General features: G+C 60.3%; 22 protein-coding genes. 9 read left to right on the top strand and 13 right to left on the bottom strand.

Annotation, left to right across the window (positions count from 1 at the left end; all coding sequences use genetic code 11):
- Nucleotides 1–157 precede the first annotated feature (157 nt).
- Nucleotides 158–1,831, top strand: coding sequence for a DEAD/DEAH box helicase (locus D8U70_RS16390; protein WP_130929308.1), 1,674 nt, complete (start codon nt 158–160; stop codon nt 1,829–1,831).
- A 106-nt stretch (nt 1,832–1,937) separates the two neighbouring features.
- On the opposite strand, the gene D8U70_RS16385 is transcribed toward D8U70_RS16390, so the two are convergent.
- Nucleotides 1,938–2,705, bottom strand: a complete 768-nt coding sequence (locus D8U70_RS16385) for a class III extradiol ring-cleavage dioxygenase (protein WP_130929307.1) — start codon at nt 2,703–2,705, stop codon at nt 1,938–1,940.
- A 103-nt stretch (nt 2,706–2,808) separates the two neighbouring features.
- On the opposite strand from D8U70_RS16385, the gene D8U70_RS16380 reads away from it, so the two are divergent.
- The gene (locus D8U70_RS16380) at nt 2,809–3,465 is read left to right on the top strand and encodes a thiopurine S-methyltransferase (protein ID WP_130929306.1); all 657 of its coding nucleotides are present in this window, start codon (nt 2,809–2,811) and stop codon (nt 3,463–3,465) included.
- A 172-nt stretch (nt 3,466–3,637) separates the two neighbouring features.
- On the opposite strand, the gene htpX is transcribed toward D8U70_RS16380, so the two are convergent.
- A complete protein-coding gene (gene htpX, locus D8U70_RS16375) occupies nt 3,638–4,525 on the bottom strand; it encodes a protease HtpX (protein WP_007908619.1) in 888 nt (295 codons plus the stop codon).
- Between the two features lie 303 nt (nt 4,526–4,828).
- The gene (locus tag D8U70_RS16370; RefSeq protein ID WP_016770856.1) at nt 4,829–6,040 is read right to left on the bottom strand and encodes a pyridoxal phosphate-dependent aminotransferase; all 1,212 of its coding nucleotides are present in this window, start codon (nt 6,038–6,040) and stop codon (nt 4,829–4,831) included.
- Nucleotides 6,041–6,264: 224 nt separating this feature from the next.
- Here D8U70_RS16370 and msrB point away from each other — a divergent pair, with 224 nt between their 5' ends.
- The 3 genes from msrB to D8U70_RS16355 all read left to right on the top strand — a co-directional run bounded on the left by msrB (nt 6,265) and on the right by D8U70_RS16355 (nt 7,705).
- Complete coding sequence (msrB, locus tag D8U70_RS16365; RefSeq protein ID WP_016770855.1) at nt 6,265–6,660, top strand: peptide-methionine (R)-S-oxide reductase MsrB; 396 nt, start codon at nt 6,265–6,267, stop codon at nt 6,658–6,660.
- A gap of 104 nt (nt 6,661–6,764) precedes the next feature.
- Nucleotides 6,765–7,250, top strand: coding sequence for a glutathione peroxidase (locus D8U70_RS16360; protein ID WP_016770854.1), 486 nt, complete (start codon nt 6,765–6,767; stop codon nt 7,248–7,250).
- Complete coding sequence (locus D8U70_RS16355; RefSeq protein WP_130929305.1) at nt 7,247–7,705, top strand: MarR family transcriptional regulator; 459 nt, start codon at nt 7,247–7,249, stop codon at nt 7,703–7,705. The genes D8U70_RS16360 and D8U70_RS16355 overlap by 4 nt, the downstream gene beginning before the upstream one ends.
- On the opposite strand, the gene D8U70_RS16350 is transcribed toward D8U70_RS16355, so the two are convergent.
- On the bottom strand, nt 7,689–10,010 hold the full coding sequence (locus D8U70_RS16350; RefSeq protein ID WP_130929304.1) for a response regulator: 2,322 nt from the start codon (nt 10,008–10,010) through the stop codon (nt 7,689–7,691). The two genes, D8U70_RS16355 and D8U70_RS16350, sit on opposite strands and share 17 nt — an antisense overlap.
- Nucleotides 10,011–10,175: 165 nt before the next feature.
- Between D8U70_RS16350 and D8U70_RS16345 the strand changes: the two genes are divergently transcribed.
- Both D8U70_RS16345 and D8U70_RS16340 read left to right on the top strand, forming a co-directional pair.
- Nucleotides 10,176–11,066 (top strand): ATP-binding protein, encoded by an 891-nt coding sequence (locus tag D8U70_RS16345; RefSeq protein WP_073472440.1) that lies wholly within the window; start codon nt 10,176–10,178, stop codon nt 11,064–11,066.
- A complete protein-coding gene (locus D8U70_RS16340; RefSeq protein WP_073472444.1) occupies nt 11,063–11,545 on the top strand; it encodes a GAF domain-containing protein in 483 nt (160 codons plus the stop codon). The genes D8U70_RS16345 and D8U70_RS16340 overlap by 4 nt, the downstream gene beginning before the upstream one ends.
- On the opposite strand, the gene D8U70_RS16335 is transcribed toward D8U70_RS16340, so the two are convergent.
- The 8 genes from D8U70_RS16335 to D8U70_RS16300 form a co-directional block, all read right to left on the bottom strand.
- Nucleotides 11,546–14,491 carry an HD domain-containing phosphohydrolase gene (locus D8U70_RS16335; RefSeq protein ID WP_130929303.1) on the bottom strand — a complete coding sequence of 982 codons (2,946 nt, stop codon included), beginning with the start codon at nt 14,489–14,491 and terminating at the stop codon, nt 11,546–11,548. It abuts the gene before it with no gap.
- Between the two features lie 49 nt (nt 14,492–14,540).
- A complete protein-coding gene (locus D8U70_RS16330; protein WP_130929302.1) occupies nt 14,541–18,185 on the bottom strand; it encodes a transporter substrate-binding domain-containing protein in 3,645 nt (1,214 codons plus the stop codon).
- A gap of 8 nt (nt 18,186–18,193) precedes the next feature.
- Nucleotides 18,194–18,820, bottom strand: a complete 627-nt coding sequence (locus D8U70_RS16325; RefSeq protein WP_016770847.1) for a response regulator transcription factor — start codon at nt 18,818–18,820, stop codon at nt 18,194–18,196.
- Nucleotides 18,821–19,193: 373 nt separating this feature from the next.
- Nucleotides 19,194–20,522, bottom strand: a complete 1,329-nt coding sequence (locus tag D8U70_RS16320) for a deoxyguanosinetriphosphate triphosphohydrolase (RefSeq protein ID WP_016770846.1) — start codon at nt 20,520–20,522, stop codon at nt 19,194–19,196.
- Nucleotides 20,523–20,591: 69 nt separating this feature from the next.
- The gene (locus tag D8U70_RS16315; RefSeq protein WP_016770845.1) at nt 20,592–21,755 is read right to left on the bottom strand and encodes an EAL domain-containing protein; all 1,164 of its coding nucleotides are present in this window, start codon (nt 21,753–21,755) and stop codon (nt 20,592–20,594) included.
- A gap of 120 nt (nt 21,756–21,875) precedes the next feature.
- Nucleotides 21,876–22,214 carry a hypothetical protein gene (locus D8U70_RS16310; RefSeq protein ID WP_016770844.1) on the bottom strand — a complete coding sequence of 113 codons (339 nt, stop codon included), beginning with the start codon at nt 22,212–22,214 and terminating at the stop codon, nt 21,876–21,878.
- Nucleotides 22,211–22,597: a phage holin family protein gene (locus D8U70_RS16305; RefSeq protein WP_008079909.1), complete on the bottom strand. Its 387-nt coding sequence runs from the start codon at nt 22,595–22,597 to the stop codon at nt 22,211–22,213. Before D8U70_RS16305 ends, D8U70_RS16310 begins: the two co-directional genes overlap by 4 nt.
- Before the next feature lie 2 nt (nt 22,598–22,599).
- Complete coding sequence (locus tag D8U70_RS16300; protein WP_016770842.1) at nt 22,600–22,914, bottom strand: YqjD family protein; 315 nt, start codon at nt 22,912–22,914, stop codon at nt 22,600–22,602.
- A 301-nt stretch (nt 22,915–23,215) separates the two neighbouring features.
- Between D8U70_RS16300 and D8U70_RS16295 the strand changes: the two genes are divergently transcribed.
- On the top strand, nt 23,216–24,424 hold the full coding sequence (locus tag D8U70_RS16295) for an ammonium transporter (protein WP_130929301.1): 1,209 nt from the start codon (nt 23,216–23,218) through the stop codon (nt 24,422–24,424).
- On the opposite strand, the gene D8U70_RS16290 is transcribed toward D8U70_RS16295, so the two are convergent.
- Nucleotides 24,421–26,133 (bottom strand): monovalent cation:proton antiporter-2 (CPA2) family protein, encoded by a 1,713-nt coding sequence (locus D8U70_RS16290; protein WP_016770839.1) that lies wholly within the window; start codon nt 26,131–26,133, stop codon nt 24,421–24,423. The two genes, D8U70_RS16295 and D8U70_RS16290, sit on opposite strands and share 4 nt — an antisense overlap.
- 198 nt (nt 26,134–26,331) lie before the next feature.
- Here D8U70_RS16290 and D8U70_RS16285 point away from each other — a divergent pair, with 198 nt between their 5' ends.
- Entirely contained in the window at nt 26,332–26,571 is a 240-nt protein-coding gene (locus tag D8U70_RS16285) for a glutaredoxin family protein (RefSeq protein WP_130929300.1), read from the top strand.
- The last annotated feature ends 75 nt before the right edge of the window (nt 26,572–26,646 follow it).

Genomic DNA, 26,646 nt, shown 5'->3' with positions numbered 1-26,646 from the left:
CACGTCCGCATTGCGGGCTCTTCCTTGACGATTCATCTTCATTCATTCGTTTTCGCAAATCCCCGCCGACAAAGCTGCCAGGGCGACTCTTGAGTCTCAACACGGCATGCGCAGCTTTGGAGCATGGGTCTTTGCGGATGCACTTAGAGGCAGACCCATGACCCAGGAAACCGGCGGATTCGCCGCTTTTAATCTCAACCCGAATATTCTTGCAGCCGTCGCAGCGACTGGCTACGAAGAGCCTTCGGCGATTCAGCAGCAATCGATCCCGATCATCATGGCCGGCCAGGACATGATTGGCCAGGCGCAAACCGGTACCGGTAAAACCGCCGCGTTCGCACTGCCTATTCTGCACCGCATCGATCCTGCCAAGCGCGAACCGCAAGCCCTGATCCTGGCGCCAACCCGAGAGTTGGCGCTGCAAGTAGCAACCGCTTTTGAAACCTACGCCAAGCAAATGCCAGGCGTCACCGTCGTGGCTGTCTACGGCGGCGCGCCGATGGGCCCGCAACTCAAGGCAATCCGTAATGGCGCACAGATTGTTGTCGCTACTCCGGGTCGTCTGTGCGACCACCTGCGTCGCGACGAGAAAGTCCTGTCGACCGTGAACCATCTGGTTCTCGACGAAGCTGACGAAATGTTGAAGCTGGGCTTTATGGATGACCTGGAAGTCATCTTCAAGGCTCTGCCATCGACCCGCCAGACCGTGCTGTTCTCGGCGACCCTGCCGCAGTCGATCCGCGCCATTGCCGAACGCCACCTGCGCGATCCGCAACACGTCAAGATCCAGACCAAGACCCAGACCGTTACCGCGATCGAACAGGCTCACCTGTTGGTTCACGCTGACCAGAAAACCTCGGCCGTACTCAGCCTGCTGGAAGTCGAAGACTTCGACGCCCTGATCATGTTCGTGCGCACCAAGCAAGCGACCCTGGACCTGGCCAGCGCCCTGGAAGCCAAAGGCTACAAAGCCGCTGCGCTGAACGGTGACATTGCCCAGAACCAGCGTGAGCGCGTCATCGACTCGCTCAAGGATGGCCGTCTGGACATCGTTGTCGCGACCGACGTTGCTGCCCGTGGTCTGGACGTTCCGCGCATCACTCACGTGTTCAACGTTGACATGCCGTACGACCCGGAATCCTACGTACACCGTATCGGCCGTACCGGCCGTGCCGGTCGCGAAGGTCGTGCACTGCTGCTGGTGACTCCACGTGAGCGCCGCATGCTGCAAGTGATCGAGCGCGTAACCGGGCAGAAAGTTGCCGAAGTACGCCTGCCAGACGCTCAAGCCGTTCTCGATGCACGCATCAAGAAACTGACCAACAGCCTGTCGCCGCTGGTTGCTGATGCCGAATCGACTCACGGTGAACTGCTTGATCGCCTGACTGCCGACATCGGTTGCACCCCGCGTGCACTGGCTGCTGCGCTGCTGCGCAAGGCTACCAACGGTCAAGCGCTAAACCTGGCAGCGATCGAGAAGGAACGTCCACTGGTGCCGAACAACGCACCGCGTGGCGACCGTCCTGAGCGTTCCGGTGATCGTCCTGATCGTGGTGACCGCGAGCGTCGCGCGCCAATGCCTTTGGGCGAAGGCCGTGCTCGTTGCCGTACCGCGCTGGGTGCGCGTGACGGTATCGCTGCGAAAAACCTGCTGGGCGCCATCCTTAACGAAGGCGGTCTGGCCCGTGAAGCGATCGGTCGCATCCAGGTGCGTGACAGCTTCAGCCTCGTCGAGCTGCCGGAAGAAGGTCTGGAAAAACTCCTGACCAAGCTGAAGGACACTCGCGTGGCTGGTAAGCAGCTCAAGCTGCGTCGCTACCGCGAAGATTGATCCGCCTTTGGGCTGATTGATCGAACATAAAAAATCCCCGACTGGTTCGGGGATTTTTTTTGCCTGTTCATTGGCTACCGTGGGAGCGAGCCTGCTCGCGAAGGCCTCAACCGAAGCGATAAATATCCATGCCCAGCGCCCCCATCGTGAAACCCTGATGCGCCACGCTGAAAACCCCGCCAGCACCGCGAGCAAAATACAACGGCAACAGATGCTCATCACTGGGGTGACTGCGCACGGCGTTCGGCGCCTGCTGGCGATAATCATGCAGCGCCGTTTCATCGTCGGCCGCCAGTTTGTCGATCATCCAGTCACGAAAATCCCGCGCCCACGGTTCAATGCTTTCCGGGCCGGCATGCCAGTCCAGCTCGCGGAGGTTGTGGGTGATGCTGCCGGAGCCGATCAACAGAATGCCGTGTTCGCGCAGGCTCGCCAGTGCACGGCCAACCCGCGTCTGTAACGTCGGTCCGCCGCGACTCGGCAGCGAAACCTGCACCACCGGAATGTCGGCTTGCGGATACATCAACGACAGCGGCACCCAGACACCATGATCGAACGGTCGTTGCGGATCGAGCCGCGCCGGCAAGTCATGGGCGCTCAGCAGTTCAGCCACTTCTGCGGCCAGATGCGGATTGCCCGGTGCCGGGTACTGCACTTCAAACAGCGCACGGGGGAAACCGCCGAAGTCGTGCCAGGTTTCCGGATGCGGGTGGCTGCTGACCAGCAGTTCCTGGCTTTCCCAGTGCGCCGAGACGATGACGATGGCTTTGGGGCGCGGCAGTTCAGCGGCCAGTCGCGCCAGTGCCGGGCCGCTGGCACCGGGCTCCAGCGCGAGCATCGGTGAACCGTGGGAGATAAACAGGCTGGGCAACATGGACGGGCTCCTGAGCGCTAAGATGAGCCATCTTCAGTCAGATCATCGATCTGAATCCAATATAAGTTTCTGCGGTTTTTCATCGGTTTTTCGGGAGTGATCCATGCAGCCTGAGTTTTGGTACAAGAAATGGGATTCGAACCAGATCGGCTTTCATCAGGCCGAGGCCAACCCGTATTTGCAGCGCTATTGGCCGGAGCTGACGATTGCACCGTCGGCCCGTGTGCTGGTGCCGCTGTGCGGGAAGAGTCTGGATCTACTCTGGCTTGCCGGGCAGGGACACCAGGTGATTGGGGTTGAGCTAGCGGAAAAGGCTGTCGAGGAGTTTTTCAGCGATCATCAATTGCAGCCGCAGATCAGCGAGAAGGGCGCATTCAAGATTTACCGCAGTGATGCCATCGAACTGTGGTGCGGGGATTTTTTCGCGCTGACGGCAGAGGATGTTGCCGGTTGCACCGCGCTGTACGACCGCGCCGCGCTGATTGCCTTGCCGGACGCGATGCGCCAGCGCTACGCGGCGCATTTGCAGCACTTGCTGGCGCCGGAGATGAAAGGGCTGGTGATTACCCTGGATTACGATCAGACGCAGATCCCGGGACCGCCGTTTGCGGTGAATGATGATGAGGCGCAGCGGCTGCTGGGCCAGGGTTGGCAGCTGGAGAAACTGGAAGAGCGGGATATTTTGGCTGAGAGCCCGAAGTTTGTGCAGGGCGGGGTTGAGTGGTTGGTGGAGCGGGTTTATCGGGTTTCTTCCAGATAGTTTTCTGTCAGCAGCTCCGGCGTCTTCGCGAGCAGGCTCGCTCCCACAGGGGAATGCATTTCAAAGGTGGGAGCGAGCCTGCTCGCGAATGGGACTTTGCCGACAACGCATGATCTGAAGAAACAAAAAAAGGCCCGCATCGCTGCGGGCCTTCTTTTTCACTTCGGTCAAATCAACCGCGACGACGCAGTGCGTCAATACGCTCTTCCAGCGGCGGGTGGCTCATGAACATGCGGGCGAAGCCCTGTTTGATGCCACCGTTGATGCCGAAGGCGTTCAGGGTGTCGGGCATGTGCACCGGCAGGCCCTGTTCGGCACGCAGACGTTGCAGAGCGCCAATCATCGCGCTGGTACCGGCCAGGCGGGCGCCGGCTTCGTCGGCACGGAATTCGCGTTTGCGCGAGAACCACATGACGATTGCGCTGGCGAGGATGCCCAGCACCAGTTCGGCGAAGATGGTCGCCACGTAGTAGGCGATGCCCTGGCCTTCTTCGTTCTTGAAGATGACCTTGTCGACGAAGTTGCCGATGATCCGCGCGAAGAACATTACAAAGGTGTTCACCACGCCCTGGATCAACGCCAGCGTGACCATGTCGCCGTTGGCGACGTGACCGATTTCGTGGGCCAGTACGGCTTTCACTTCATCGGGCGAGAATCGCTCGAGCAGGCCCTGGCTGACCGCGACCAGCGCGTCGTTCTTGTTCCAGCCGGTAGCGAAAGCATTCGCTTCGTAGGCCGGGAAAATCCCGACTTCAGGCATCTTGATCCCGGCTTCGCGGGACAATTGCTCGACCGTTTGCAGCAGCCATTGCTCATGACGGGTGCGTGGCTGGCTGATGATTTGCGTGCCGGTGCTCATCTTCGCCATCCACTTGGAGATGAACAGCGAGAACAGCGAGCCGGCGAAACCAAAGACCGCACAGAAAACCAGCAGCTGACTGAGGTCGAGGTCGACCCCGTTGGCCGCCATGAACCCGTTGAAGCCGAACAGGCTCAGGGTGATGCTGGCTATCAGCACGACCGCCAGGTTAGTGGCCAAAAACAGCAGGATGCGCATCATGGTTGTAGAACTCTCCTCAAGCTAAAGATGTAGCGTACTGCGGGGTATATAAGGTGCGGCACCGGGCTATTCAACCGAGTGACTATTTCAAACTGTGTCCTACAGCGGTTTCTTGAGGAAAAAGAAAATTCCCACCCTCGATTCCGACACGGATGACACAGCCTTTCGCCCCGCCGCCATTAGGTCAGATACGTCTGTACGGCTCGCATCGCAAGTGTAGAAGGGCTGCAAAGGCGCGGAACAAAGATGTGTTGCTGAATCAGACAGTGCGCAACAGTCAATCCGTTGCGCACTGCTGGCCCATTACTGGCGGTAGGACTTGAGGAAGTTGCCGATGCGGCCGATGGCCATTTCCAGATCATCGACGCGGGGCAGGGTGACCACGCGGAAGTGGTCCGGCCACGGCCAGTTGAACGCTGTGCCCTGCACCACCAGCAGCTTCTCGGAAAGCAGCAGATCAAGCACGAATTTCTCGTCGTTATGGATCGGGCAGACCTTCGGGTCGATTTTCGGGAACGCATACAACGCGCCCATCGGCTTCACGCAGCTGACGCCGGGAATGTCGTTGAGCAGTTCCCACGTGCGGTTACGCTGCTCCAGCAGGCGACCCTGCGGCAGCACCAGATCGTTGATGCTCTGGTAGCCGCCCAGCGCGGTCTGGATCGCGTGCTGGCTCGGCACGTTGGCGCACAGGCGCATATTGGCCAGCATGTCGATGCCTTCGATGTAACTCTGCGCGTTGTGTTTCGGCCCGGAAATGGCAATCCAGCCGGAGCGGAAACCGGCCACGCGGTAGGATTTCGACAGGCCGTTGAAGGTCAGGCAGAGCAGGTCCGGCGCCAGAGAAGCGGTGCAGATATGCACGGCGTCGTCATAAAGAATCTTGTCGTAGATCTCGTCGGAGAACACCACCAGATTGTGCGCCCGGGCGATTTCCAGCATGCCCAGCAACACTTCCTTCGAGTACACCGCACCGGTCGGGTTGTTCGGGTTGATGATCACCATGGCCTTGGTGTTCGGGGTGATCTTGGCCTTGATGTCGGCCAGATCCGGGAACCAGTCGGCGCCTTCGTCGCACAGATAATGCACAGCGTTACCGCCAGCGAGGCTGACGGCAGCGGTCCACAGCGGATAGTCCGGGGCTGGCACCAGCACTTCGTCGCCGTTGTTGAGCAGCGCCTGCAGCGACATCACGATCAGCTCGGACACACCGTTGCCCAGATAGATGTCTTCGATGCCGACACCTTCAACCTGCTTCTGCTGGTAGTACTGCATCACCGCCTTGCGCGCGCTGAACAGGCCTTTGGAATCGCTGTAGCCCTGCGCGGTCGGCAGGTTGCGGATCACGTCCTGGAGGATTTCGTCCGGCGCTTCGAAACCAAACGGCGCCGGGTTGCCGATGTTCAGCTTGAGGATGCGCTGGCCTTCCTCTTCCAGTCGTTTGGCGTGCTTGAGCACCGGGCCGCGAATGTCGTAGCAGACGTTGGCGAGCTTGTTCGATTTGCTGAACTGCATGGCGATGTGATCCCGAAAATGAACGATCCAGGCGGCAAATGGACAACCGTACTGGGATTGCTGCGTCTTCGCACAGGCGGAGGTCTGGCGCTTTTGCGCTCAGAATCCGTTTGAATGCGCCCGGTCTGGCTGCCAGACTGGCGCGTGACGAGGCGCAATCATACGTGCCGCCCGATCCGTGGAAAAGGTACAGATCGGGCTTTTTCAGCCGCTGAGGTGTGATGATGGAAAAGTTGCAGAAAACCCTGGAAGAATGGCGTGCCATGCTCGACCCCGAGCAGTACAACGTCTGCCGTCTGAGTGCCACCGAGCGTCCGTTCTCGGGCAAATACAACGACACCAAAACCGACGGTGTCTACCACTGTGTGTGCTGCAACGAGCCTTTGTTCGACTCGAAGACCAAATTCGACTCCGGCTGTGGCTGGCCGAGCTTTTACGCGCCGATCGGCGATAGCGCGATGGCTGAGATCCGCGACACCAGCCACGGCATGATTCGCACTGAAGTGAAGTGCGCGCGCTGCGATGCGCATCTGGGGCACGTGTTCCCGGATGGCCCGCCACCGACTGGCTTGCGTTATTGCATCAACTCGGTGTGCCTGAATCTCGAGCCGCGGGAATAACCGAAACAGGCGACATCGCGTCGCCTTTTTATCGAGCAATTAGATTGCACGCAATTCAATTGCTCGTTATGTTTGCGCCTTCCTCACCATTGCGGAGCCGACCCATGAGCGACAACCTGCTGAATATCCCGTGCACCACCATCAAGGGTGAGCAAAAGACCTTGGCCGATTTCGCCGGTAAAGCGGTGCTGGTGGTCAATACCGCGAGCAAGTGTGGCTTCACTCCGCAATACAAGGGCCTCGAAGAACTCTGGCAAACCTACAAGGATCAAGGGCTGGTGGTACTGGGTTTCCCCTGCAACCAGTTCGGCAAGCAGGAGCCGGGCAATGAGGGCGCCATCAGCGAATTCTGCGAACTGAATTTCGGCGTCAGCTTCCCGCTGTTCAAGAAGATCGACGTCAACGGCGCCGATGCTCACCCGCTGTTCGTGCAGTTGAAGAAGCGCGCCCCGGGCCTGCTCGGCTCGCAGGGCATCAAGTGGAACTTCACCAAGTTCCTGATCGGCAAGGATGGCCAGTTGGTCAAGCGTTTCGCCCCGACGACCAAGCCGCAGGACCTGAGCGGCGAGATCGAAGCTTTGCTGAAATGAGTCAGCCGAGTGATTCGCTGAAGCTCGACAGCCAGTTGTGCTTCAAGCTGTACGCGGCCTCGCGGGCGGTGATTCGCGCCTACAAGCCGATGCTCGATCAGTTGGGCCTGACGTATCCGCAGTACCTGGCGATGCTGGTGCTGTGGGAATGGCAGGATGCTGCGCCGGAGCAACCGACGGTCAAGGCCTTGGGCGAACGTCTGGCGCTGGACTCGGGGACGTTGACGCCATTGCTCAAGCGTCTGGAGCAGATCGATCTGGTCCAGCGTCGGCGCTCGGCACGTGATGAACGCGAAGTGCATTTGAGCCTGACCCCTGCCGGAGCAGCATTACGCGAGCAGGTCGGGCCACTCAAGGCGCGCCTGCTCTGCGACAGTGGCGTTGATCTTGACCGGCTCAACGACTTGCGCGCCGGCCTCGATCATTTGCTTGGGCAAATCAAAGCGCTGACGTAGTCGGCATCCACTGATCGAGCAGCGCGGCGAGTTCTTCGCGGCGAAACGGTTTGGCCAGATAGTCGCTCATGCCCGCCGCGCGGCAGCGTTCGCGTTCCTCGGACATGGCATTGGCGGTCAGCGCGACAATCGGCAGATTCGGCCAGCGCCCGCTCTGGCGAATCTGCCGACTGGCTTCATAGCCATCCATCACCGGCATATTGCAGTCCATCAGCACCAGATCGAAATCGGCAAACTCCAGCTGATCCAGCGCCTCGGCGCCATGCCCCGCCACCACCACATCGCAGCCAAGCTTGCCAAGCATGCCTTTTGCCACCAGTTGATTGACCGGGTTGTCCTCGACCAGCAGCACCTTGCCCCGGCGCGCGGATGGCGAGGCGTCCGCTTGCGCTTCGGTGAGGGCGGCGACCTCCGGTTGCAGAATCCGTCGCAGATGCTGGTACAGCGCGTTGCGCGCCAGCGGCCGGGCTTGCTGCTGCAAGGGGGCGAGGGCGGCGGCTTCTTCGCTGGGCAGAAAACTGCCGTAAGCAGTCACCAGCAGAATCGGCGCAGTGATGCTCGGGCGCAGACCGAACAGGCATTCCGGACAATCGGTGATCAGCACATCCGGATTCAGGCCCAGCAGCGAATCATCAATGGTGCGCTGCGTGTATTCCAGGCCCCACACCGGCAACAGGCTTTTCAGCAATTCCGCCAGACCACTGCTGGCAGCGGTGATGGCGAGGACCTTGCCGCGTAATGGCTGCGGTGGGAGGGCGCGGGTGTGAGAGGGCAGTGGCAGTTCGGCGCAGAACTGGCTGCCGAAGCCGCTTTCGGAGCTGATGGTCAGCCGACCCTGCATCGCCTCGCACAGGTTGTACGTCAGCGCCAGTCCCAGCCCGGTGCCGCCGTACTGACGGGTGATACCGGCGCCGGCCTGGGTGAACGGCTGGAAGATTTTCACCTGCGCTTCCTGGGCAATGCCGATGCCGGTGTCGCAGACTTCGATGCGCACGCCACCCTTGTACGCCGACAGACGCACATCGACCCGACCGAAGCGGGTGAATTTCAGCGCGTTGGACAGCAGGTTGCTGACGATCTGCCGCACCCGGGTGGGGTCGCCCAGCACCAGCGCCGGGAAGTGCGGCTCGATCAGACAGGTCAGCTCGACGCTTGGCGCGGCGTTCTGCGAGAGCAGGTTGGCAGTGTCTTCGATCAGCGAACCGAGGTCGAAGGGGATGTTTTCCAGCTCCAGTTGCCCGGCGTCGAATTTCGACAGGTCAAGAATATCGTTGAGCAGTTCCACCAGCACCTTGCCCGAGTCGTGGGCGATCGACAGTTGTTGCTGCTGCTCGGCGTTGAGCGGGCCATCCAGCGACAGTGCGATCATCCCCAGCAAACCGTTGAGCGGTGTGCGGATTTCATGGCTCATATTGGCCAGAAACGCCGAACGCGCTTCGGCCATGTCCAGCGCTGTGCGGCGTGCTACTTCCAGTTCTTCGTTTGATTGACTGAGGCGGGCGTTGATTGCCTTGAGCTCGGCGGTGCGCGCCGAGACGATGTCTTCCAGTTGCGCGAGGTATTCGGTCAGGCGGTTTTCCGCGGTTCGCCGCTGCTGGATTTCGGTGGCGATGTTCTCGAACTGCTGATTGGCGACCTTGACCAGCACCCCGATCTCATCGTTGCCGTGGCCGGCCGGGCACTCGAGCGTGGTCGGCTCGGCGCTGCGCGGGTCGCGACCGCTGAGCTCACGGATGACCCGCACCAGTGGCTTGGTCAGCATCACGTAGAACAGCGCCAGGAGGATCCCGGTCAGCAGCAGACTGCGGGCGAAACCGTTGAGCAGGGTGACTTCCGCGCGGCGCAAGAAGCGGCTGCCAAAGGCGTAAGTGTCGACTTCAAGCTTGAGAACGCCGAGGGATTCGTTGGGCAAGTGGTCGAGGTACAGACGATCTTCGAAATGACGCTTGGCGCCGAACAGGAAGTCGCTGATCAGCCGATAGCTGCTCTGCAGTTCCGGGCGTTTGACGTTGGCCAGGACGGTCTCGTTGTTGTCGATCAATTGCGCGGCGATGATCGCCGGCGAGCGCAGCAGGCCGAGGGTGAGCTCCTGCGCCAGTTCGGCATCGATGTTGTAGGCGATGCGCGAGGCCGGATTGTGGCTGATTTCCAGCAGTGCGAGGATTTCCCGGTTGATGGAAGCGTCTTCGCTGGCATAATCGATGCCGATCTGCAGCAGACTGAGCAGGGTGCCCAGAATGAACCCGACCAGCACGGTAAGCCTGGCTTGCTTGTAAGACAGCCGGTGGGTGAATTTGATATCCATGGGTTGTTGAACCACTTCCGTTTCCCTTCGCTGCTCAAGCATAGTCGATCATGCAGGGATACCGAGGTTCCCGAATCGCCTTGTAACAAGGCTTGCTGAGGCGATTTTATCTGTATGTCGTCGCTGGATCGTCATCATCACTGTGAAAGTGCCCGAGGAGAAGACGTGGATTCCCGATTGAATGCTTTTCTTGAACGCGCCGAGTCGGTTCTGGCGCGAATCGAACCACTGTTGCCGGCACCGCGCCCCATCATTGACTGGAACACATGCCTGGCAGCGCGCTGGCAGCGTGACGGTCGCAGCGGCTACCTGTTGCCGCTGGAAGTCAGCCTCGACATGCGTCTGTCCGACCTGATCGGCGTTGACCGGCAGCTGGAGCAGTTGGGGCGCAACACACAACAATTTCTTGATGGCATGCCGGCCAACCACGCCTTGCTCTGGGGTTCGCGCGGTACCGGCAAGTCTTCGCTGGTGCGTGCGTTGCTGGCCGAGCACGCCGGTGCCGGCCTGCGTCTGATCGAGATCGAACGCGATCACCTGGCTGACCTGCCACGGGTGGTCGAGCAAATTGCCAAATTGCCGCAACGTTTCGTGCTGTTCTGCGATGACCTCTCGTTCGAATCCGGCGAAGGCGACTACCGCGTGCTGAAAAGCGTGCTCGACGGTTCGCTCGAGCAGGCCCCCGACAACGTCTTGCTGTACGCCACTTCCAACCGCCGCCACCTGGTGCCGGAAAAGGAAAGCGACAACGAAAACTGGAAGCGCGTCGACGGCGAACTGCACCCGAGCGAAGCGGTGGAAGACAAAATCGCCCTGTCGGATCGTTTCGGCCTGTGGCTGTCGTTCTACCCGTTTACCCAGGAACACTTTCTCAACGTCGTCGAGCACTGGATCGGCCAGTTGGCCGCCAAGGCCGGCCTGAGCTGGCAGCGCGACGAAGCACTGGACATCCTCGCCGTGCGCTGGGCCACCGGCCGCGGTAATCGCAACGGACGTTGCGCGTATCAATTCGCCCGCTACTGGGTGGGACTGAAATTGCTGGAGCACAAGGCATGATTGATTTGCAACAAAGCGGCCAGGGCCTCGAAGGCTACGGTATGTTGGCCGCGCAACTGGAATCGCTACTGGCGGACGAACGCGACTTCGTCGCCAATGCCGCGCAGTTTTCCGCATTCCTGTTCAACCAGCTCGATGATTTGAATTGGGCCGGTTTCTACCTCAATCGTAACGAAGAGCTGGTGCTCGGCCCGTTTCAGGGCCAGATCGCGTGCGTGCGCATCCCGTTCGGGCGCGGTGTTTGCGGCGCTGCTGCTGCCAGCCTGCAAACCCAGCGCGTCGAGGATGTGCATGCCTTCCCGGGCCACATCGCCTGCGACAGCGCGTCCAACAGCGAACTGGTGGTGCCGTTGATCAAGGACGGTCGCCTGATCGGCGTGCTCGACCTCGACAGCCCGAAGCTGGCGCGTTTCGGCGCCGAGGATCAGGCCGGCATTGAGCAACTGGCGGCGATTTTCCTGCGCCTGACCGACTGCTGATCAACCGCTGAGGCCAGCCTTGTGCAACAGGCTGGCCGTATCCACGCTGTCGATTTGCGCGGGATCGAGAAACCGCGTCGCGTACTGCATGTACACACCCTCATTGATGAACAGGCCGAACAACGGCGCGTCGATGTGCGCTTCACGGCACATGGTCGCCATGATCCCCAGCGCTTCGCTCAGCGACTTGGCTTTCTTGTAAGGGCGATCGGCGGCAGTCAGCGCTTCGAAAATATCGGCAATCGCCATCATCCTCGCCGGCAGGCTCATCTCCTCGCGCTTCAGCCGTTTCGGATACCCGGTGCCGTCCATTTTTTCATGATGGCCGCCGGCGATCTCGGCAATGCTGTCCAGGTGACCGGGGAAGGGCAGGTGGCTGAGCATCATGATCGTCTGCACCATGTGATGGTTGATGATGTAGCGCTCTTCGCGGGTCAGCGTGCCGCGGGCGATCTTCAGGTTGTACAACTCGCCGCGGTTGTACTTGTACGCGGGCACATCGAGTTTGAAGCCCCAGGGGTTGTCCTCGGGGATCAGCTCTTTCTTGTCACGTTCGATCAGATGCTCGGGTTTGTCGGCCAGCAGACTTTCACTGACGGGCAGCAGCTGCGCAGGGGTTTTCGCCTGGCGGCGGTTTTCTTCCCAGGACACACCGAGGCGATCATCAAGTGTGCGCAGCCATCTGCGTTGCGCCACTCGTTCGAGGCGCAGCAGATCGGCCTCGGCCATGGCCTCGCCACCGAGATTGCAGCGGGCGACAAAGGCGAAGTCGTCATCGAGCATCAGCAACTCACTATCACGGGCGCGGGCCAGCGCCGCTTCGTCTGCACCGCTTGCCAGCGTCTGCCAGTAGTTGATCCACACGTCACGCTTGAGCACTTCGAAGCGGGTGCGGATTTCGTGGATGCGGTCGTTGATGGTCTCGAGCTTGGTGGCTTTGTCGACCACGTATTCCGGCGTCGTGACCTTGCCGCAATCGTGCAGCCACGCAGCGATGTGCAACGCCTCCCATTCATCCTCGCTCGGCTGGTAGCCGCAGAACGCCGGGTCATGGCTTGCCGCAGCAGCCTGGGCGAGCATCAGCGTCAACTCCGGCACCCGCTGGCAATGGCCACCGGTGTAGGGGCTCTTGGCATCGATCGCGCTGGCGAGCAGTTGGATGAAGGCGTCGAGCAGTTGTTTCTGCCGCGCTTGCAGACGCTGACTTTCGATGCTCACCGCCGCTGCGCCGGACACCGCCTGCAAGAAGGCGATACGGTCGGGGCGCAGTTTTTCCAGATCGCCCGGCGCGCCGCTGTCATTGACCAGCAGAATCAGCAGGCCGATGGTTTCATCGTGCTGGTTGTGCAGGCGGATGCCGATCAGGTGAATGCGCGGTGATTCCATGGCCAGGAGGATTTTCTGCAAGTCGCCGGCCTGATCGAAGCCCAGATGGCTGACGGTATTGTTGGCGCTGGCCAGTTGCTCGAACCACGCCGGGCCAGTGTTCTTATGCAACTCGCGTCCCTGAATGTCGAACGCCTCCAGCTTCTGCGGCACGCCATCAATCACCAGTCCATAGGGTTCCATGCGCGCGCCGTCGGCTTCGCGCAGGTAGATCAGACCGGCCTGTGCCTGAGCAATCTGTACGGTTTCGAACAGCACGCGTTCGAGCAGCGGGGCAAAACGGGTTTCGGCGCACAGGCTGTCGGTGATGCGGAAGAAACTGCCCAGGGTTTCTTTCATCCGCGCCATCGACAGGCTTAATTGATCGACTTCCAGTACGGGCGAGCGGCGCGCCAGCGGAGAACTGAAGTCGAAGCTGCGGATCGCGTCGGCTTCTTTGACCAAGGCATGCAGCGGCTTGACCAGAATCCGCGAAATCACCCAGCCCAATGGCAGGCACAGCAACAGGATGGCCAGGGTGATCAGCGCGCCTTGCCAGCGCATCCGGAACGCATCCACCAGTAATTCGTCTTCCGGCACCAGCAGCGCCAGTTGCAGGCCTTTCGGCCCGCCTTCCTCAATGCTGGTGCGCGCGACGATCCATTGCCGGTCGTTTACTTGCAGACGCTTGCCGATAGTGTCGGAGCTGAGCAGCGTGTTCAGCTCAGGGCTGAGATCGGCCGCTCTGGCCAGACGCGCAGTGCGGTCATCGACGATCAGGCGATGGCTGTCGGGGTAGGCCACGGCGTTGCCGTCGGTATCGTACAGTGCGATCTCTGTCGAAGGCGTTACCCTGTGCTTGCCCAGGGCGGTCGACAGCGAAGCGAGGGTCAGATCGGCGCCGATCACCGCGTTCTCGCCGCTGCGCCGGGCCAGCGTGGTGCCGACATTGTGGGTCGAGAAAAATACATAGGGCTCGGTGGTGATTTGCCCGGCCTGTTGCAGGGCGTCGCTGAACCAGGTCCGGCTGCGCGGATCGTATGGCTCGCCTGGATGATCGCGGCGGCTGAGCGGCGTCAGCGCCTGATCAAAGAACAGTGATTGCGAGCGTACAGTGCCTTGCGGCTCGTGCTCGATGCTCCAGACTTGATAGGCCGCCGCTTCCGGCGCCTGAAGCTGTGCCTTCAGAGCCGGAGTGCGCAGCGCGCGCACCATGAAGAAATCGCCATTGGTATAACCCAGATACAGCGATGCCAGCGCCGGGTTGTCGGTGAGCGACTGGCTGAAGGGTTTGAGCAACGGCAGGCGTTGTTCCAGACTACTCGCCTGGGCCGCCGGGGTGTCTGCCAGCAGGCTCAGCAGGTTGCGGATCGGCTGATAGGTTGCCTGCAGATCGAGGCGTACATCCTGCTCGATGCGGTCAAACAGCTTTTCGCTGCTCGACAGGATGATCTGCGTGGTCTGGTGGTAATTGAACAGGCCCAGCACCACGCCCGTGAGCAATAAAAGAAAGGTGAACATGACGCTGATGTGCACGTGCAGCGGCAACCGGCGTTGCTCGGGGCGCAGTGGGCTGTGCATTGCAGGCTCTCCATGAATGTTTAACTCACTGCTCAGCGTCCAAGCATAGTTAAGACTCGCTGACTGTGCCTTGATCGGCCAGGGTCAATTGCTGCTGCAGGGCCTGCGCCAGTTCGAGCATCGCCTGGCTGGTTGCCGCCCAGCGACGGGCCATCTCCTGTGGCGCGAGCGCTTGCTCGCAAGCGGCCTCAAGCTCATCACAACATTCAATCAGCCGCGAGGCCTGCGCGATGCGTGCTGCGCCCTTGATCTTGTGCGCAACCACTGCCAGCGCTTCGCGATCATCCTCGGGCGACAGCCTGAGCAGTTCCTCGCGGTCGAGGCGGCTGCTCTTGAGCAGCTCCACCAGCATGCGTCGGGTCTGCGCCGGGTTGTTACCGGTCAGCAAGCTCAGACTTTGCAGGTCGAACACTGAGGCCGGTGATGCCGGCGTGATGCTGTCGATCCACTGTCCGAGCAGGGTCAGACTCAACGGTTTGAACAGGCAGTCGTTCATGCCGGCGAGCTTGCAGCGCTGGACTTCTTCCGGCTGGGCATTGGCGGTGAAACCCAGCACGGTGCACGGCGGGCGATGGTTTTGCAGTTCAAGCTGGCGAATCCCACGGGTCATGTCATAGCCGTTCATCAAGGGCATGTTGCAATCGACGATCACCAGATCGAAATGATCGGCCTTCCACCGCTCAAGGCCGCTGCAGCCATCTTCGGCAATGCTGAAGCGATGACCGAGAAACTCCAGTTGCTGACACATGAGCAGACGGTTGGCCGGATGGTCGTCGACAACCAGGACATGTAACGGCGTTGTCGCAGGCTTGATCAACGGTTCGCTTTTCGGCGGATTCGCCTTTGCCGGCAGGCTGTCCAGCGGCAGCGATATGCACACCTGAGTGCCGATGCCGGGCTGGCTGCTCAACTGCAGTTGTCCGCCCATCATTTCGCACAGGTTGCGACTGATGACCAGCCCCAGTCCGGCGCCGTTTTTTGCCTGCCGACTGCCGTTTTCCGCCTGCGAGAATGGCTCGAACAAGCGCTGTTGATCTTCGGCGCTGATGCCTGAGCCGCTGTCCTGCACGGTCAGTTGCATCAATATTCGACCAGCAGCGTCTGCCGGGATCAGGTCGAGGGTGATCCGCACGTGGCCGCTTTCGGTGAACTTGATAGCGTTGCTGACCAGGTTGGACAGCACCTGCTTGAAGCGCAGCGGATCCAGATGTACATCCACAGCCGGGTGCGGCGGGTTGAAGACGACTTGCAAGGCAAGGTTTTTCTGCCGCGCGAGGCCGTCGAATATGCGTGCAACGGAGGTTACTGTGTCGACCAGATTGATCCACTCCGGGGACAGGCTCAGACGTCCCGACTCAATGCGGGCAATGTCGAGGATATCGCCGATCAGCCCGAGCAGATCCTTGGCCGAATGGTAGGCCGTGTCGATCGATGCGCGATCGGGGTGTTGCGGATCGATGCGTCGCAGGGTCAGTTCGAGCATGCCGATTACGGCGTTCATCGGCGTACGGATCTCATGGCTCATGGTTGCCAGGAAGGTACTTTTGGCCCGGTTCGCCTCATCCGCCTGTTCTTTGGCTGCACGCAGTTTTTCAAACAATTGGCGGCGTTCACTGATGTCTATCCAGCCGCCGATAATCCCTTGAACGTCACCGCTGGAGTCGCGGTAGGGAAGAATCCAGTGGTAAATCGTCAACCGGCGGTTGCCGATGTGCAGGGGCCGGTCGAGGATCAACGGAGTGCCTTCGGCAATGACTCTCTGGTAATCGGCCTGGAATGCCTCGGCCTCGCATGCGTTGCTCAGGGTGCCCTGCATCACGCCTTTGCCGATGATGTCCTCGCGTCTGGCGTTGAACGCTTCGAGATAACTGTCGTTGCAACTTTGCAGCAGACCCTGGCGATCTCGCACGTAGATCGGGTGCGGCGTGCCGTTGACCAGCGAGCGCATGAACTCCAGTTGATCGTTCAGTGCTCGTTCGGCAGCCTGGCGTTGTTTTATCTGGTGGCGCATGTAGGCGTTCCAGGTCAACAACAGCAACAGGATCAGACCGGCGGCTGCGACCACTTGGTAGAACAGGCGCTGGTAGTTTTGCCAGATGTTCTGTGATGCCGTGGAGTAACCGCGCCAGCGGCCGTTGATCACGCCGAGCTCCTCGGGAGCGATGCTCAGCAGCGCCTTGTTGATGATCGAGGCCAGTTCGGTGTTGTCACGGGCGGTCGCCAGCGAGAAGGCTGCCTGACTGGTGCCGATCGTGGTGGTGATTTGCAGTGGCCGATCGAATATGCGCGAGGAGATGAAATAGTTGGCGATCACCAGCGAGTTCACCGCACCGTCGACATGGTTGTCGGCCAGCATCGACACGGCGCTGAACGTGTCGGGGGTTTCGATCAGTTCGATGCCCGGAAAATTCTCATGCAAGTAGGCGACCAGCGGATTGCCTTGGGCGATCGCCAGACGCTTGCCTTTGAGTTGGCCTAGATTGGTCGGGCTGTCGGCGCTTTTGCGGGTCAGCAGCACGTAGGAATTTTCCAGATACGGGCGACTGAAACTCAGGTTTTTTTCACGTTCGGCGCTGGGCAGCAGGGCGGCAATCAGATCGGCCTTGTGATTGTCGATCTGCCTGATCATTTCCGCATCGTTGCGGCTGCGCTGAACCTCGAAACGCAGGCCGGTACGCAAGCGGATCAGCTCGAGCAGGTCGGCGCTGATGCCGCGGAAATTGCCGGCGCTGTCGAAGAAGGTCAACGGTGCGTAAGCTTCATTGACCACCACGCTGACGACGGGATGCTGCTTGAGCCAGTTTTCCTCACGATCTGTCAGCTGCAGTTTTCTGTCAGTGAGCAGCAGGTCGCTGCCGGCGCTCCAGCGCTTGGCGATGTCGTCGCGCTGACTGCTCGGGATCGCTGCGAGCACCGTGTCGATGATGCCCAGCAGCTGCGGATTGCTGCGCCGCACGGCGAAGCTGAAGCCATGGGCTTCCTGCTTGCCGAAGTTGGCCATACGGACATTGTTGAGATAGCCCTTGTTGATCATGTAATGGGTGGAGAGGGTGTCGCCGAGAAACACATCGGCCTGGTCGAAGGCCACCGCGTTGATTGCGTTCTGGTAGGACGGATAGCAGGTGATCAGCGCTTTGGGATACAGCGCTTTGATCTCGGGCACCGGCAGGTAGTGATACACCATGCTCAGGCGCAGCCCGGCGAGGCCTTCGGTCAGCGAGCGGGTTTCGTCCTCGCGGGTTACCAGTACCGGCTGATCGACCGCATAGGGTCTGGAAAGCGCGAGGTTGGCATTGCCTGCTTCGTAGCCGTTGGCTGTGCCAAGCAGGTCGATCTGGCCATCGAGCAAGGCGCGAATTGCAGCCTCGCGCGAGGGAAAGCGTTGCACGCGAATCGGCAAACCGGTGGCCTGACCGAGAATCCCAGCGTAATCGGCGGTCAGTCCCTCGTAGTCCTGGCCACTGACGGTCATGTCGAATGGCGGGTAATCAGGTGCGGAGGTACCCAGTTTCAGTTCGCTGCGAGTCTGCAGCCATTGCCGTTGTGACGGCTGCAGGACAGTTTGAACAGCCTCGGTGGCCGAGCGGCTGAGCAACGCATAGTCCGGTGAAGCGCTTGGCGCGGCGAGGGCATTGGCGCTCAGATACAGAACGGCGCTCAAGGTGATCAGGTAGTCCTTCAGACGGCTGGGCATGTGGGGTCTCACACGAGTGCGTTGCGTTTGGCCATCTCGATAAGTTCTACAAGGGATCTGGCTTTGAGTTTTTGCATCAGGCGCTTTTTGTAGGTACTGACGGTCTTGTTGCTAAGAAACATGCCCTTGGCAATTTCCTTATTGGTGCGTCCTTGTGCAAATAACTGCAATACCATCAGCTCGCGATCATTAACGGATTTGAACAGTTCAAGTTCAGCGTATCGAGTGTCGTCGGCGCGAACCGGATTAAGTGCCTGACTGGGAAAGTAGTTGTAACCGGAAAGTACCGCTTTGATTGCGCTGACCAATTCGCTCAGGTCTTCCTGCTTGCAGACATATCCCGATGCACCGGATTGCATGCAGCGGATACCGAACAGCGTAGGACACTGCGCCGTCAGAATCAGAATCTTGAAATTGGAACCCATGGTGTTGAAGCGGGCCAGCACTTCGAGGCCGTCCAGCTTGGGGATGCTGATATCGAGAATGACCAGGTCGGGCATGCATTCACGGACCATCTGCATGGCATCGACACCGTTATCGGTCTCGCCGACGACCTTGTAGCCTTCATGTTCCAGGAGCATTCGCACGGCGAGGCGAATCACCGGATGATCGTCCACAATAAAAACGGAGTTCATAAATAGAGTCCCATGCAAGCATGAATAAAGCGCGCACCTTAGCTCAGATGCACGAGCACTCGCATGGACTGGTAGTGTCGCGACTACGTTATCGGATTAATCCTACGCGTAATGAGGAAAGAGACTACGTTGAAATTAGGTTCGGCGTAAGGAAGGGCGAGCAATCAATTGGCCGAAGATTGAAATGATCCGAAGGCCAATATTGATATTCAATTATTTGTCGATGTTTAAAGTTGCGTTTAATTAGCGGTGTTTATTTGATCGGGTTAATGGGTCAAGCGTAGTTGAATCTCACCTGGTTCACAGGGGCATTCAGCGAAAACTCTCATGGTGGTCAGCCGGTCAGATCAGTGACCGGCTGACCCCACCAGACTCAGTGGCTTGAACGCCCGGTCATTTCCAGTGCCATGTCACTGGCGTAACTGTCGGTCATGCCGGCGATGAAATCGATCATGCGCAGAAACGAGCTGTGCAACGAACCCTGCGGATCCGGCGCATTGTTGCCAAGCAAATCGAGGATGCGCCGGCTCTTGAACGACGGCGTGCGACCGTTGTGCTGCTCCAGCGCGGCGCCGCAGAACGAATTGAGCAGGATCTCCAGCGTCGTGTACGCGCCGATCTCATGCAGGGTCTTGCGTTTGTCCTGAAAGATTTTCTTGCGCGCGATGTCCTTGGCGTTCAACACGCAGCGCTTCGCCGGCCCGTGCATGTGTTCGACCAGATCGCCATGCAGCGTGCCGGCGAGCAGAGCATCCTGTTGTTCGACAAATGCCCGCGCCGCCGCGTTGGTCAGGTGCTCGATGGCCTTGCCGCGCAGGATCGCCAGTTTGCGCCGCCGGGAATCCTGCGGGCCGAGCTGGCGATAGGTTTCCGGCAAATCGTCGCCGACCAGACCGAGCAGCAGTGACTCGACTTCGGCGTATTCGAGCAACTCCATTTCCAGACCGTCTTCGAGATCGATCAGCGCATAGCAGATGTCATCGGCCGCCTCCATCAAGTACACCAACGGATGGCGTGCCCAGCGCTGGTCTTCGATTTGCGGCAGGCCGAGCTTGTGAGCGATCTGTTCGAGCAGCGGCAGCTCGCTCTGATAGCAGCCGAACTTGTGTTTCTTGTAGCCGAGGGAGTCGGCGTGGCGCGCGGTCCACGGGTACTTCAGATAGGTGCCCAGCGTCGCGTAGGTCAGGCGCGTGCCGCCGTCGAACTGGTGATATTCCAGCTGCGTAAGCACGCGAAAGCCTTGAGCATTGCCTTCGAAATTGAGGAAATCACCACGCTCGGCCTCGCTCATGCCGTCCAGCCAGCCGCGCCCGGCGGCTTGCTGGAACCAGTGGCGGATGGCGTCTTCGCCGGAATGGCCGAACGGCGGGTTGCCGATGTCATGCGCCAGGCAAGCCGATTGCACGACCATGCCGAGGTCGGCCGGGTCGCACCAGTCTGGCAGCGCGCTGCGCAAGGTTTCACCGACACGCATGCCCAGCGAGCGGCCGACGCAGCTGACTTCCAGCGAGTGGGTCAGGCGGGTGTGAATGTGATCGTTGCTGGTGACCGGGTGCACTTGGGTCTTGCGCCCGAGGCGGCGGAAGGCACCGGAGAAAATGATGCGGTCATGGTCTTTGTGAAAAGGGCTGCGGCCGAGTTCTTGCGGGCTGTGCAGCGGCTTGCCGAGGCGTTCGCGGTTGAGCAGGGTAGGCCAATCCAAGGCTGATTCTCTCCGTCTGGTGACTGATCACCCTAGCTTCCCGGTTCGGCTGCGCGCCTGCAAGCGGAACTACAGACCCGCCGCATCGATATCGATCAGCAACAGCCGTTCGCCGTTATCGAAAAACTGCCCCGCAGTCAGGCAATACTGGTTGCTGGTGGCATCGCGATAAGTGTTCGACAGGGTCAGGCGGCGTTCTTCCCAGCCTTCGGCCAGCAGATGATAGAAGTACGGTCGCCACGACCAGTTGTGTCCCAGATAGCGGTCATCGGCGAACCAGCCGTCATGGCGCCATTCGAGGTTGGGCGTCAGTTGCGTGCCGTGGCGGTCGCACTGATAAAAGCGCAGCAGCCAGGGAAACGCCTGCAATTGCGGCAAGGCGCTGAGCGGCGCCCGGGCCTGCGCCCATTGCTGCAGAATCGCCATCAGCTCGCTGAGCTGCTGACGCATTTGCATCAGCCGCCCGCGCTCGCTGAGTTTCTGCTTCACGTAGCGTTGCCGCAATTGCGCGAAATGCGCAACGAAGGCATCGGTAGCGAAGAATTCTTCTTGTGCCCGGGCGAAGAGAAATCCCTGCACATAGCGCGAGCCGCACTCCAGCGCGAAATTCAGCTGCGCTTCGGTTTCGACGCCTTCGGCGATGATCCAGCAGCCGGTTTTCTCGGCCATCTGGGCGAGAGCCTTGACCACATCGCTGCTCGGTCCGCCGAGGGCAGCAGCCTGAAACAGGCGCATGTCGAGCTTGAGAATGTCCGGTTGCAGGGCCAGTACCCGATCCAGCTGCGAATAGCCTGCGCCAAAATCATCAATGGCGATTCTTGCCCCTGCGTCACGGTAGCGCCCGACCACGTGGGCCAAGCGTTCGCTGTTACCGCCCAGTTCGGTGATTTCGAAAACGATGCGCTGCGGATCAACCTGGTGTCGCGCCAGTTGTTTGAGGCTTGGCAGCGCTTGATCGGCGCGCAGGCGGCTGATCCAGCGTGGCGACATGTTCAGACTGAGAAACCACTCGGCCGGCGCTTCATGCAGGCGGCTGAGGGCGTGATCACGGATTTGCCGGTCGAGACGGCGCAAGGCAGTGGCCGGCGTGCGCGGATCGGCGAACAACGGTCCTACCGAGGTCAGTTGACCATCGCTCTGACGCAGGCGACCCAATGCTTCGACGCCTGCAATGCGGCCGGTGGCGGTATCGATGAAAGGCTGAAAACAGGCGAGCGGTTGCCCGTCGATCACGGCAAGTCCTTAATCTTGTTTTTGGTTTGGCCGCGCTTGCCGGATAGGCACGCGGGATGGAATCTCCCGATAAGGAGATTCATCCCGGCGCTATTGCAAGAATGTAGCCAGATGGGCGCTTCAGCGTTTGCCCGAGCTGTGCATGACCAGTCTGATCAGCGGCCCAAGCGTCGTGCCCAGACGCAGCAGTCGAGTCAAACCGCCACCACTGCTGCGTTTCGAGCCTTTGCCGGTGAGGAAACCCAGCAGCGTCACCGCCGCCACGCCCCACAACGGCGCGTGCTTGATGCCAAAACCGTCCTGCACGTTCTGCTTCATGCCACGCATGCGCTGCAACGGTTGCAACACTTGCGCGGTCTCGTGGCGGATTTCCTGACGGTGCATTTCCATGCGCAGGCGGATCAGCGCCTTGCGCATTTCCCGGCGCGAGCTGTTGTGCGGAAGTTCAGGCAGGCTCATGGCAGCAGACGCTCCCGGTCGTTGGCCAGCTCTTCGAGCGTGCCGTGGAAAGGTGAGGACTCATCGAAAATCGCCGCTTTGAGGCGCAGGCCGCAGAAGATCGACGCCAGTGTATAAAACACGCACAGGCCGATGATCGCTGCCAGGCGGTAGGTGTCCCAGAAGATGATCATCACCAGCGTCGACAGACCTACCAGCAACAGCAGGGCAAACACCAGCGCCAGGCCGGCGAACAGCAGCAGGCTGACAGTGCGTGATTTCTGCTCCTGCAGTTCGATGCCGAACAGTTCGACATGACTGTGCAGCAGGCCCAGAACGGCAGCGCCGAGACGACGCGTGGAGGAGGCGGTGCCCGCAGTCGGGCCGGATTCACCGATCGACATGATCAGCGCCGAGTTGCCAGCAGGCCGATCAGAAAGCCGACGCCGGCAGCGATGCCCACCGACTGCCATGGGTTGGCCGACACATAGTCTTCAGTAGCGGTTACGGCCGCCTGACCGCGCTCACGCAGCGTGTCTTCGGTCACCTTCAGGGTTTCCCGGGCACGCAGCAGGCTGTCATGAATCTGGGCACGCAGCTCATCGGCCTGATCACCCGCGAGGGTCTTGGTGTGCTCAAGCAGGCGTTCGGTGTCGGCAACCAGAGTCTGGAAGTCGTTCATCAGGATTTCTTGAGCAGTCTTTGCCTTGATGCTGGCCATGGGTGGATCTCCGTAGGTGGCTTTGAAGCGTTCGAGTATGAGCCTTGCGCGAAGGTTCAGTGCAAATGCCTGGTACAACTTTTGCTGTGTCGTGGTGCGTCGCTCGGCGTATGTGCGCTGTTGCCGGGCGTCCGAGCAGAAAAACTCTAATTCATTTGCTAGCCGTTTGTGATCGGGCATCGATATATGCGCCAAATCAGTTCATCAACCCTGCGGTTGTATGACTGATGAGTCGTAATTTGGTGCATGAAATGCCCGCATGAACCGCTTTGGTGCCTTTTAGCCTTGGGTCTGCCTCCTCATGGAAAATCTGCAAAGCGCTGTGGACACGCTGGTTCACAGCTCCAACACGTTGTTCATTCTGATCGGTGCGGTGATGGTACTGGCGATGCACGCCGGTTTCGCCTTTCTGGAGGTCGGCACGGTCCGGCAGAAGAACCAGGTCAACGCGCTGGCGAAAATCCTCAGCGACTTCGCCGTCTCGACCCTGGCCTATTTCTTTATAGGCTATTGGATCTCCTATGGCGTCACCTTCATGCAACCGGCAGCGGTGCTCACGGCTGACCATGGCTATGGACTGGTGAAGTTTTTCTTTCTGCTGACCTTCGCTGCCGCCATCCCGGCGATCATTTCCGGCGGCATTGCCGAGCGCGCGCGTTTCGTCCCGCAGTTGTGCGCGACGGCGCTGATCGTGGCGTTTATCTATCCGTTTTTCGAAGGGCTGATCTGGAACGGCAACTTCGGCTTGCAAGGTTGGCTGACGGCGCAGTTTGGCGCGGCATTCCATGATTTCGCCGGCTCGGTGGTGGTGCATGCCGTGGGCGGTTGGCTGGCGTTGGCCGCTGTTCTGCTGCTCGGCCCGCGCAATGGTCGCTATCGCGATGGACGCCTGGTCGCGTTCGCGCCGTCGAGCATTCCGTTTCTCGCACTGGGCTCGTGGATCCTGATTGTCGGCTGGTTCGGCTTCAACGTGATGAGCGCGCAGACGCTGCAAGGCGTCAGTGGCCTGGTCGCGGTCAACTCGCTGATGGCCATGGTCGGCGGTACCGTCGCGGCGTTGATCGTTGGGCGCAATGACCCGGGCTTTCTGCATAACGGTCCGTTGGCGGGATTGGTGGCGGTTTGTGCCGGATCCGACCTGATGCATCCGGTCGGTGCGCTGGTAACGGGCGCGATTGCCGGAGCCTTGTTTGTCTGGTGCTTTACCGCTGCGCAAGTCAAATGGCGTATCGATGATGTCTTGGGTGTCTGGCCGCTGCATGGTTTGTGTGGCGTGTGGGGCGGGATTGCCTGCGGCATCTTCGGTCAGTCTGTGCTGGGTGGCCTGGGCGGTGTCAGCCTGATCAGCCAGTTGATCGGCACTACGCTTGGCGTCGCGGTCGCGCTGGTCGGAGGCTTCGTCGTCTACGGCGCGATCAAGGCATTGCATGGGCTGCGCCTGAGTCAGGAACAAGAGTATTACGGCGCCGACCTGTCGCTGCACAAGATCGGCGCGGTGAGTCAGGACTAGATTTCCTCATCATTGGCTCCGGGATAGAAACCGTGGAGCAGGCGATAGCGATCGATACGCACTTGATCGACCTTCTCCTGCACTTTGTGCGCGGGCAGGCCGAGCATGATCAGCGCGTGTGAAGCGAGCATCAGGCTCGACTCCAGAAGCTCCGGCACCACCTCGGTGGCGCCGGCGGCTCTGAGTTCCGCCGATTGGCTGTCGTCACGGGTGCGTACCAGAATCGGCACCTGTCGGTTGAGTCGCCGGGCTTCGCGCAGAATGCGCAACGCCACGTCACTTTGATCCACGGCAATCACCAGCAGCCTGGCGCGCAACAGGCCAACCGCAGTAAGCAGATCGCCACGCGCCGAGTCGCCGTAATGTACGTCGCTTTCCGCAGATGCGGCTTCCTGCACCCGCACCGGATCGTTGTCCAGCGCAACATAGGCTTGCCCGGCATTGCCCATGAAGCGGCCGATGGACTGGCCGACGCGACCGTAGCCGCAGATCACCACGTGCTGGTCGAGGTCGGCGTTGAGCGCGCTGATTTGTTCGATCTGCGCTTCCTGATTGGGCTTGCGGTGCAGCACGGCGGCGATGCGCGGCGCCGCACGCAAAAGCAGTGGCGTGAGCAGCATCGAACAGAACGTCGCCGCGAGCAGCAGGGCGCCCGGTTCGGCCGGCAACAGGCTGTTCTGCTGCATCTGCGCCATCAAGGCAAAACAGAACTCCCCGCCCTGGGCCAAGGCGAGACCGCTGCGCCATGCGGTTTCGCTGTCACTGCCGCGCCACTTCACCAGCAGCGCGACCACGATGCCTTTGATCAGCATCAGGCCCAGCGTCAGGCCGATGATCAACAGGCTGTGACTGACAAACAATTGCAGGTCGATCAGCATGCCGATGCTGACGAAGAACACGCCGAGCAGAATGTCGCGAAAGGGCCGGATGTCGGCTTCGATCTGGTGCCGGTAATGGCTTTCCCCGAGCAACATGCCGGCGAGGAAAGCGCCGAGTGCAGGCGACAGCCCCAACAAGTGCGTGAGCCAGGCAGTCAGCAGCACGATTACCAGCGCCAGCAGGACGAACAGCTCCGCAGAGCGCGAAGCCGCCACCTCATGAAACAGCCGTGGCAATAACCAGCGACTGGCGAGCAGCAGGCCGAAGAAAAGCACCACGGTTTTGCCCAGGGTCAACGGCAAGGCCCAGTACCAGGCCTGCTCGCTGGTGCCGGCGAAGACCGGAACCAGTGTCAGCAGCAATACCGCGACAACGTCCTGAAACAGCAACACGCCGACCGCGTTCTGGCCGTGGCTGCTGAATACTTCACCAAGACTGCCCAGCTCCTTGGTCACGATCGCCGTGGATGACAGCGATAACCCTGCACCGAGCAACAGCGCCGGCATCAGCGGCATGCCCAGGCCCATCAACAGTGTGCCGAGCAGCGCTGTGCTGATCAGCACTTGCTGACTGCCGAGGCGAAACACCACCTGACGCAGCGCAATCATCTTCGACAGGGAGAACTCCAGACCCAGCGAAAACAGCAGAAACACCACGCCCAGCTCGGCGACATCGGGCAGATGTTCGCTCTCGTTGACCCAGTCGAATGCGTTCGGCCCGACCAGTAATCCCACGCACAGGTAACCCAGCACCGGCGGCAGTCGCAGGCGCCGGAACAGGGCAATCACCACCAGGGATGAGGCGAGGATGATCAACAGATTTGCAAACACGGGACACTCCGCTGTCAGGGCGTTGGCCTCTGAAGCGTAGAGGCAAAAAGTCCGCGAGGATGACGCATTTGCAATTTGCGCTGAATGATTTGCGTCAGGATTTTGCGCCGGGAGCGCTGGGTCCTTTGGGCGGCGCCGGGTCGACGAGGGTTTAGTGGCGTCCTAGAATGGGCTCACTTGTTTTCCGGTAATGCCGTCATGCCTCCTGAATGTCAGCTGTTCGGCACCCTCGGGTGTCATCTGTGTGAAGTTGCCGAAGCCGAGCTGATGCCCTTCGTCGAGCATGGTCTGCTGGTTGAATTGGTGGACATCACCGAAGACGAATCGTGGTTCGAAAAATACAGCTTGCGCATCCCGGTACTGCGGCGGGTCGACACTGGCGCTGAGCTGGATTGGCCGTTCAGTGGCGACCAGGTAGTGGCATTTTTAGGCTGTTGATTTTGCCTTGATCCTTCCGCTGGTCGCAGCGATACATCCTTGCGTTGGCGCTCGCTGAATTCTTCGGTTACTGTA

Origin of the sequence: Pseudomonas sp. Sample_20 (assembly GCF_004307585.1) — a bacterium.
Taxonomy (GTDB): domain Bacteria; phylum Pseudomonadota; class Gammaproteobacteria; order Pseudomonadales; family Pseudomonadaceae; genus Aquipseudomonas; species Aquipseudomonas atacamensis.
Note: the sequence above shows the minus strand (reverse complement) of the source record. Positions and strands in the feature narration are given on the sequence as shown.